This window comes from Pseudomonas japonica, assembly GCF_013522925.1.
In the GTDB taxonomy this organism is placed as follows: Bacteria; Pseudomonadota; Gammaproteobacteria; order Pseudomonadales; family Pseudomonadaceae; genus Aquipseudomonas; species Aquipseudomonas japonica_A.
The window spans coordinates 180828-188418 of sequence record NZ_JAAMQU010000013.1; the positions used below are offsets into that span (position 1 = coordinate 180828).

At 56.8% G+C, this 7591-nt stretch carries 10 protein-coding genes, 4 tRNA genes and 1 rRNA gene; all 15 read right to left on the reverse strand.

Features of this window, described 5'->3' with window-relative positions:
* Positions 1–39 precede the first annotated feature (39 nt).
* Entirely contained in the window at positions 40–402 is a 363-nt protein-coding gene (rplL, locus tag G7016_RS20460) for a 50S ribosomal protein L7/L12 (protein WP_181117547.1), read from the reverse strand.
* Positions 403–480: 78 nt separating this feature from the next.
* A complete protein-coding gene (gene rplJ, locus G7016_RS20465; RefSeq protein ID WP_181117548.1) occupies positions 481–981 on the reverse strand; it encodes a 50S ribosomal protein L10 in 501 nt (166 codons plus the stop codon).
* Between the two features lie 200 nt (positions 982–1181).
* A complete protein-coding gene (gene rplA, locus G7016_RS20470) occupies positions 1182–1877 on the reverse strand; it encodes a 50S ribosomal protein L1 (protein ID WP_181117549.1) in 696 nt (231 codons plus the stop codon).
* Complete coding sequence (gene rplK / locus G7016_RS20475; RefSeq protein ID WP_040261484.1) at positions 1877–2308, reverse strand: 50S ribosomal protein L11; 432 nt, start codon at positions 2306–2308, stop codon at positions 1877–1879. Before rplK ends, rplA begins: the two co-directional genes overlap by 1 nt.
* Positions 2309–2423: 115 nt before the next feature.
* Positions 2424–2957 carry a transcription termination/antitermination protein NusG gene (nusG, locus tag G7016_RS20480; protein ID WP_181117550.1) on the reverse strand — a complete coding sequence of 178 codons (534 nt, stop codon included), beginning with the start codon at positions 2955–2957 and terminating at the stop codon, positions 2424–2426.
* Positions 2958–2966: 9 nt separating this feature from the next.
* On the reverse strand, positions 2967–3335 hold the full coding sequence (gene secE, locus G7016_RS20485; protein WP_181117551.1) for a preprotein translocase subunit SecE: 369 nt from the start codon (positions 3333–3335) through the stop codon (positions 2967–2969).
* 44 nt (positions 3336–3379) lie between these two features.
* A tRNA-Trp gene (locus G7016_RS20490) sits at positions 3380–3455 on the reverse strand.
* Between the two features lie 53 nt (positions 3456–3508).
* On the reverse strand, positions 3509–4702 hold the full coding sequence (gene tuf, locus G7016_RS20495; RefSeq protein ID WP_181117543.1) for an elongation factor Tu: 1194 nt from the start codon (positions 4700–4702) through the stop codon (positions 3509–3511).
* An 82-nt stretch (positions 4703–4784) separates the two neighbouring features.
* Positions 4785–4860 (reverse strand) — tRNA-Thr (locus G7016_RS20500).
* 26 nt (positions 4861–4886) lie between these two features.
* Positions 4887–4960 (reverse strand) — tRNA-Gly (locus tag G7016_RS20505).
* A 23-nt stretch (positions 4961–4983) separates the two neighbouring features.
* Positions 4984–5068, reverse strand: a tRNA-Tyr gene (locus tag G7016_RS20510).
* A gap of 132 nt (positions 5069–5200) precedes the next feature.
* Positions 5201–5629 (reverse strand): hypothetical protein, encoded by a 429-nt coding sequence (locus G7016_RS20515; protein ID WP_181117552.1) that lies wholly within the window; start codon positions 5627–5629, stop codon positions 5201–5203.
* A 9-nt stretch (positions 5630–5638) separates the two neighbouring features.
* Positions 5639–6388 carry a pantothenate kinase gene (locus G7016_RS20520; RefSeq protein ID WP_181117553.1) on the reverse strand — a complete coding sequence of 250 codons (750 nt, stop codon included), beginning with the start codon at positions 6386–6388 and terminating at the stop codon, positions 5639–5641.
* Complete coding sequence (gene birA, locus G7016_RS20525) at positions 6378–7337, reverse strand: bifunctional biotin--[acetyl-CoA-carboxylase] ligase/biotin operon repressor BirA (RefSeq protein WP_181117554.1); 960 nt, start codon at positions 7335–7337, stop codon at positions 6378–6380. The genes G7016_RS20520 and birA overlap by 11 nt, the downstream gene beginning before the upstream one ends.
* Positions 7338–7514: 177 nt before the next feature.
* Positions 7515–7591 (reverse strand): 5S ribosomal RNA (gene rrf / locus G7016_RS25825); the annotation flags it as partial.

A 7591-nucleotide genomic window follows, 5' to 3' on the forward strand; every position in this document is an offset into this window, starting at 1 on the left:
CTTCTGCTTGACGCTCCGGCTGGAGACGCAAGGTCGGAGTTACTTGACTTCGACTTTGGCGCCTGCTTCTTCCAGGGATTTCTTCAGAGCTTCAGCTTCTTCTTTCGAAGCGTTCTCTTTCACAACGCCCAGGTCGTCAACAACAGCCTTGGCTTCTTTCAGGCCCAGACCGGTGGCTTCACGTACAGCCTTGATGACGTTTACTTTCTTCTCGCCGGCTTCAACCAGTTTAACGGTGAATTCGGTTTGCTCTTCAACAACGGCAGCAGCAGCAGCTGGGCCAGCAGCGGCAACAGCAGCGGTAACGCCGAAGGTTTCTTCCATTGCCTTGATCAGCTCAACAACTTCCAGAACGGTTTTCTGGCCGATTGCTTCGATGATTTGTTCGTTAGTCAGAGACATGACTATGATCCTGTATTGGGGTGACAGCCTACGCAGCCATCAAATTAAACATATGATTTCGAAAGCGCTGCTGCGGCCTTAGGCTGCGGTAGCTTCTTTCTGGTCGCGAATGGCCGCCAGAGTACGAGCCAGCTTGCTGGTAGCGCCTTGGATCACGCTCATCAGCCTTGCAATGGCTTCGTCGCGGGTCGGCAGCGAAGCCAACACGTCGATCTCGTTTGCTGCGAGGAACTTGCCCTCGAACGCAGCTGCCTTGATCTCGAACTTGTCCTGACCCTTGGAGAACTCCTTGAACAGACGAGCAGCAGCGCCCGGGTGTTCGTTGGAGAACGCAATCAGGGTCGGGCCTTTGAACGCGTCGTTGAGAACACTGTAGTCAGTGCCTTCAACTGCGCGGCGCAGCAGGGTGTTACGTACGACACGTACGTAAACGCCAGCTTCGCGGGCCTCTTTACGGAGTCCGGTCATTGCGCCTACAGTCACACCACGGGCATCAGCCACGACAGCGGACAGAGCGACTTTGGCAGCCTCGTTGACTTCAGCGACGATGGCCTTCTTGTCTTCGAGTTTAATTGCCACGGGTTTCTCCTGGTTTTACCGTTTCATTCGATCGAAACCGAATGTCGTTTTGGTGTCTGATTCGCGAGCGAATCGGGAGCACCATCTGCGTAGGCTGGTGGTTTAAGGCTTTCGCCGCCTACGGTCTTGGATAGCCCCCGCCAGGCAGGGACCCCAATCTTGCAGCAGCGGCGCGGATGTACCCACGCCGCGCCGGTGTCTTAAGCGCTCAGCGAGCTCTGGTCGATGACCAGACCTGGGCCCATGGTGGTGCTCAGGGTAACGCGCTTGACGTAGATACCTTTCGAGGAAGCAGGCTTGATACGCTTGAGGTCAGCGATCAGGGCTTCAACGTTTTCCTTCAGCTTGACGGCTTCGAAGCCGACTTTGCCAACGGAGGTATGGATGATGCCGTTCTTGTCGGTGCGATAGCGAACCTGACCAGCCTTGGCGTTTTTCACGGCAGTGGCTACGTCTGGAGTCACGGTACCGACCTTCGGGTTAGGCATCAGGCCACGAGGACCCAGTACTTGACCCAACTGACCAACCACGCGCATGGCATCGGGGGATGCGATCACGACGTCGTAGTTCAGGTCGCCGCCTTTCATTTCGGCAGCGAGGTCGTCCATGCCAACACGGTCGGCGCCAGCAGCCAGAGCGGCTTCAGCAGCCGGGCCCTGAGTGAACACAGCGACGCGAACGGTTTTACCGGTGCCGTGCGGCAGAACGGTAGCGCTACGTACGACCTGGTCGGATTTACGCGGGTCAACACCAAGGTTTACGGCGACATCGAACGACTCGCTGAACTTGACGGTGGACAGCTCGGCCAGCAGGTTAGCTGCTTCTTCGAAGCTGTAGGCCTTGCCTGCTTCGATCTTGGAAGCGATTGCCTTTTGACGCTTGGTTTGCTTAGCCATTACACACCCTCCACGTTCAGGCCCATGCTGCGAGCGGAGCCGGCGATGGTACGCACGGCTGCCTCGAGGCTGGCAGCGGTCAAATCAGCGTTCTTGGCCTTGGCGATGTCTTCGAGCTGAGCACGAGTGACAGTACCGACCTTGACGGTGTTCGGGCGAGCGGAACCGCTGGTCAGGCCTGCGGCCTTCTTCAGCAGAACCGAAGCAGGGGTGCTCTTGGTTTCGAACGTGAAGCTGCGGTCACTGTAAACAGTGATGATCACAGGCGTCGGCAAGCCAGGCTCCATACCTTGGGTACGGGCGTTGAAGGCCTTGCAGAATTCCATGATGTTCACGCCGTGCTGGCCCAGTGCTGGACCTACGGGCGGGCTCGGGTTGGCCTGAGCGGCCTTTACTTGCAGCTTGATATAAGCCGTGATTTTCTTAGCCATGAGCTACTCCAAATTTGGGTTCAGACGCCTTTCGGCTCCCCATCTGCTTGCGTTTTATCCCGGTGACGACAAAACCCCGCAGCTTACGCCTGCGGGGTATGGGATCCGTCTCCAGTCAGACCTTTTCGACCTGGCTGAACTCCAGCTCCACCGGGGTGGAGCGACCGAAAATGAGCACCGCAACCTGCAGTCGGCTCTTCTCGTAGTTAACTTCTTCGACAGTGCCATTGAAGTCTGCGAATGGCCCATCGGTGACACGAACGACTTCACCCGGCTCGAACAACGTCTTCGGCTTCGGCTTGTCGCTACCATCCGCAACACGACGCAGGATAGCTTCCGCTTCCTTGTCGGTGATCGGGGCTGGCTTGTCGGCGGTACCGCCGATGAAACCCATTACACGAGGGGTATCCTTGACAAGGTGCCAAGTCCCTTCGCCCATTTCCATTTGCACCAGCACATAGCCAGGGAAGAACTTGCGTTCGCTTTTCCGCTTTTGGCCATTCCGCATCTCTACCACTTCTTCGGTAGGGACGAGGATCTCGCCAAACTCTTCTTCCATGCCTGCCAGCTTCACACGCTCGATCAGCGAGCGCATGACATGCTTCTCGTAACCCGAGTAAGCATGCACAACGTACCAACGCTTAGCCACGGGACACCCTTAGCCTACAATCAGGGAAACAAGCCAGCCCAGGAGGGAATCAAGCCCCCACAGCAGCAAGGCCATAACCAGAACGACAGCCACGACAATCATGGTTGTCTGCGCGGTCTCTTGGCGGGTAGGCCAAACGACTTTGCGAATTTCGGTGCGAGCTTCCTTGGCCAGGACAAAGAAAGATTTGCCCTTGGCGGTTTGAAGTGCGACGTACGCAGCGACAGCGGCCAGCACTACCAGTGCGAGCACGCGATACAGGACGGGAGACGCCGAGTAATACTGATTACCGACAACCCCCACGACCACCAAAGCAACTACGACCAACCACTTGAGCAGATCGAAACGGGTGTCAGAGGCTTCGGCCTTCGGCATCATTTGGGGAAATCCTGTGAAAAGAAAGCCAGCCACCGAGGTGAATCTGGCAGGTCAGGAGGGAATCGAACCCCCAACCTACGGTTTTGGAGACCGTCGCTCTGCCAATTGAGCTACTGACCTAAAACTGAATCAGGCCGACCATTATGCCGGCCTGATGGAGAGATTGCAAGCTTTTACTCGATGACTTTGGCTACAACGCCAGCGCCAACGGTACGACCGCCTTCACGGATTGCGAAACGCAGGCCGTCTTCCATTGCGATGGTCTTGATCAGGGTAACAGTCATCTGAATGTTATCGCCTGGCATTACCATTTCAACGCCTTCCGGCAGTTCGCAGTTACCGGTCACGTCGGTGGTCCGGAAGTAGAACTGTGGACGGTAGCCTTTGAAGAACGGGGTGTGACGACCACCTTCTTCCTTGGACAGCACGTACACTTCTGCAGTGAACTTGGTGTGCGGCTTGACGGTGCCGGGCTTGACCAGAACCTGGCCACGCTCAACGTCGTCACGCTTGGTGCCGCGCAGCAGCACGCCGCAGTTCTCGCCAGCACGACCTTCGTCGAGCAGTTTGCGGAACATTTCAACGCCGGTGCAAGTGGTCTTGACGGTTGGACGCAGGCCAACGATCTCGACTTCTTCCTGGATCTTGACGATGCCACGCTCAACACGACCGGTGACCACGGTACCGCGACCAGAGATCGAGAACACGTCTTCGATTGGCATCAGGAACGGCTTGTCGATAGCACGCTCTGGCTGCGGGATGTAGCTGTCGAGGGTTTCGACCAGCTTCTTCACGGCAGTGGTGCCCATCTCGTTGTCGTCCTGGCCGTTCAAGGCCATCAACGCCGAACCGATGATGATCGGGGTGTCGTCGCCTGGGAAATCGTAGGTGCTGAGCAAGTCACGCACTTCCATTTCAACCAGTTCCAACAGCTCGGCGTCGTCCACCATGTCAGCCTTGTTCAGGAAGACAACGATGTAAGGAACGCCAACCTGACGGGACAGCAGGATGTGTTCGCGGGTCTGAGGCATCGGGCCGTCAGCGGCCGAGCACACCAGGATCGCGCCGTCCATCTGGGCAGCACCGGTGATCATGTTCTTCACGTAGTCAGCGTGACCTGGGCAGTCAACGTGAGCGTAGTGACGAACAGCCGAGTCGTACTCGACGTGCGCGGTGTTGATGGTGATACCGCGAGCCTTCTCTTCCGGGGCGCTGTCGATCTTGTCGAAGTCAACCTTGGCCGAACCGAATACTTCGGAGCAGACACGGGTCAGAGCAGCGGTCAGAGTGGTTTTACCGTGGTCAACGTGACCAATGGTGCCGACGTTGACGTGCGGCTTGTTCCGTTCGAACTTTTCCTTTGCCATCTAACCATCCCCCGCAGAAGAATTACGCAAGACACATGATCTATAAAACAAAGGCAGATATTTTCATATCTGCCTCTAAAGATGGAGCTCTTGAGCGGATTTGAACCGCTGACCTCACCCTTACCAAGGGTGTGCTCTACCAACTGAGCTACAAGAGCGTGACACTATGCAACAACTGCAGATCTGGAGCGGGTAGCGGGAATCGAACCCGCATCATCAGCTTGGAAGGCTGAGGTTCTACCACTAAACTATACCCGCGGAGCGTGCAGCTCTCGCTAAACTGGTGGAGGGGGAAGGATTCGAACCTTCGAAGTCGTAGACGTCAGATTTACAGTCTGATCCCTTTGGCCGCTCGGGAACCCCTCCTGAACGTGGGCGGCATTTTCAACTCTGCCATCCCTTCTGTCAAGCTTTTTCTCATTAAAATCTTGAGGTTAGCTAATTTGACAGTGCTCGGTAAGTCACCAACCTTGCTGAGCGGGCGCCATTCTATTCAAACTATTCGGGCGTTGCAATGCCTTCGCAAGGAATAATTTTCTGCGATAACCCGCTGATATTTCGAAGCACTTCGGCAACCCTCGCGTCGTCGCCAGTGTTCTGGCCGGTCGGCAGCCGCAGCCAGTGCTCCCGCCCAGTTTCACCATCCAGGAAATATGACTGGTAGCTCAGGCCGGCGTCACGCAACCGCTTGCCGAGTGTCTCCAGGTCGCGTTGATCACGGTACCCACCTACAAACAGGCAGCTGGAACCGGCGCCCGACTGTGGCGTCCGGGCTTCGCCAGCCTCACTTAATAGCTGGATGCCGCTGCTTCCCCGCTGACCACTCTGAACGGCCCCGATATCCTTCGCGCGAATCGGAGCGTCCTGGAGGTTCCAGACCAGGTAAAAGCCGTTAAGCACAAGTAGCAAAAGAAATAGCCATCGCATCCGCGCACCTCAGCTTAATGGGCAAGCAATTGCCAACCCTTGAAACACTAGATCAGGCACGATCTGAGCCTGGGGGAAGGCCGGGCCTATCAAGGCTGCGTCACCGCCTGTAAGGAAGAGCGCGTAGTCGTCGCCCCAGTAAGCTTTCGCATGCTCTAACTGGGTACTGACGAACCCCTGAAGCATAAGAATGCAGCCACGCTCTACGGCTTCGACTGTGGAACGGCCTGGCAGCAGCGTACCTTTGGCTTTCTCGGCGGAGTCATCGTCGTAACGGATGCGACGTGTATGCGTACGAAGCTGATTGCGCATCAGCTGTAATCCAGGGCAAATGAAACCGCCCATATGGTTACCCTGGGCTGAAATAAAATCTGAAGTGACCGCCGTACCCAGATCTATTACCACGCACGCTTTCGATGCAGCCGCATAAGCCCCCAGCACAGCAACCCAGCGGTCAAGCCCCAACCGCGTGTAATCGTCATAGCCGTTTGTTACTCCGGCCTGCACCCGTGCTGGCTCAGCGATCTTGCTGTGGAAGCCGAATCGCGCTTGCAGGGCGTCAGTGAGCCGGGTGGTTTCGTCTTCCGAGCGCACGCTTACCAGGCGACAGTGCGTGGGATACAAGGCAGGATGAGTATCCAGGTGGACCAGCAGCTCCTCATCAGAGCCTACTACTCCACCACCCAGGACGTGTTCACCCGAAGCCGTGATCACGCGCCATTTGATCAAGGTGTTTCCGCAATCGAGCTCAAGAATCATCACGCAACCTCAAGCTGAGCTCTCCACCGCTGAAAACCTCTGGCCTGCCGTCGACCTCCAGGCGCAGCGATCCTTGATCAGTGATGCCCAGCACCTTACCCGTAATGGTCTGCGTGCCGGAGATCAGATGGACGCTTTTACCTTGCCAGGCATGCTGTGCTTCCCATTGTGCCCGGAGCGTTGCAAACCCGTTCGTTTCCAAGGTATGGATGAAACTCGCCAGTGACTCGCTCAATGCAATGGCCAACGCGTTACGGTCGACGGGGTTATGGGTCTGAAGGTACATCGAGGTCCACTGTTGATCGATCCCCTCGGACTCCTTCATGTTCACGTTGATTCCAATGCCTAGCACTACGTGGCACTGGTCAGCGGGATCTCCAACGAGCTCAAGCAGAATACCGGCAATCTTGCGACCCTGTACGAGGACGTCGTTCGGCCATTTGAGCATTGCATCGCTCAGCCCTTGTGCACGGAGACACTCTACAACTGCCATTCCTGCTACAAGGCTCAGTCCATCCAGGCGCTTGATGCCGCCCTGCAGTGGCACCGCCAGGCTGTAATATAGATTGGCTGCGTAGGGGCTTACCCACGTACGACCTCTACGGCCTCGGCCAGCGTCCTGGCGTTCGGCCAATATCAGCAGGGGTCGCGAAAGGGGGGTTGCAACGGTACGCAGAGCCTGCGCGTTGGTTGAATCAATGACCTGATGGATTTCAACGGCCCATCCGAGCTTCGCGAGCGCAACCGAGAGCCGCCCGGGGTCGAGCAATGACAAAGGCGTGGCCAAGCGATAACCGCGGCCGCGTACTTTATGCACCGTGACGCCCAGGTCTGCTTCGAGCAGTTGGAGCTGTTTCCACACAGCGCTCCGGCTCACGCCAAGCGCGTGGCCAAGATCTTGTCCGGAATGGAAGCGTCCGTCTTGCAATAGATTTAACAACTTGGACATCGAGGCGCTCACCCCTTCATGAGGCCCGCATGATAACGACGCCCAAGGGGGTTGCATAGAAGCACTACCCCAGGGCATTACACAGTTAGCTCGGTAATCGTCGCCATACAGCAGGAACGTTGGCCCGGAAAAGACAAAACCCCCGATCGCGAGGCGATCAGGGGTTCTGGGTTTGAATCTTGACGATGACCTACTCTCACATGGGGAAACCCCACACTACCATCGGCGATGCATCGTTTCACTGCTGAGTTCGG

Bases quoted from the DNA above. Each gene is read 5' to 3' on its own strand.
- tuf (WP_181117543.1), bottom strand. From the start codon at position 4,702: ATGGCAAAGGAAAAGTTCGAACGGAACAAGCCGCACGTCAACGTCGGC.
- rplL (WP_181117547.1), bottom strand. From the start codon at position 402: ATGTCTCTGACTAACGAACAAATCATCGAAGCAATCGGCCAGAAAACC.
- secE (WP_181117551.1), bottom strand. From the start codon at position 3,335: ATGATGCCGAAGGCCGAAGCCTCTGACACCCGTTTCGATCTGCTCAAG.
- G7016_RS20520 (WP_181117553.1), bottom strand. From the start codon at position 6,388: ATGATTCTTGAGCTCGATTGCGGAAACACCTTGATCAAATGGCGCGTG.
- birA (WP_181117554.1), bottom strand. From the start codon at position 7,337: ATGTCCAAGTTGTTAAATCTATTGCAAGACGGACGCTTCCATTCCGGA.
- rplK (WP_040261484.1), bottom strand. From the start codon at position 2,308: ATGGCTAAGAAAATCACGGCTTATATCAAGCTGCAAGTAAAGGCCGCT.
- G7016_RS20515 (WP_181117552.1), bottom strand. From the start codon at position 5,629: ATGCGATGGCTATTTCTTTTGCTACTTGTGCTTAACGGCTTTTACCTG.
- rplA (WP_181117549.1), bottom strand. From the start codon at position 1,877: ATGGCTAAGCAAACCAAGCGTCAAAAGGCAATCGCTTCCAAGATCGAA.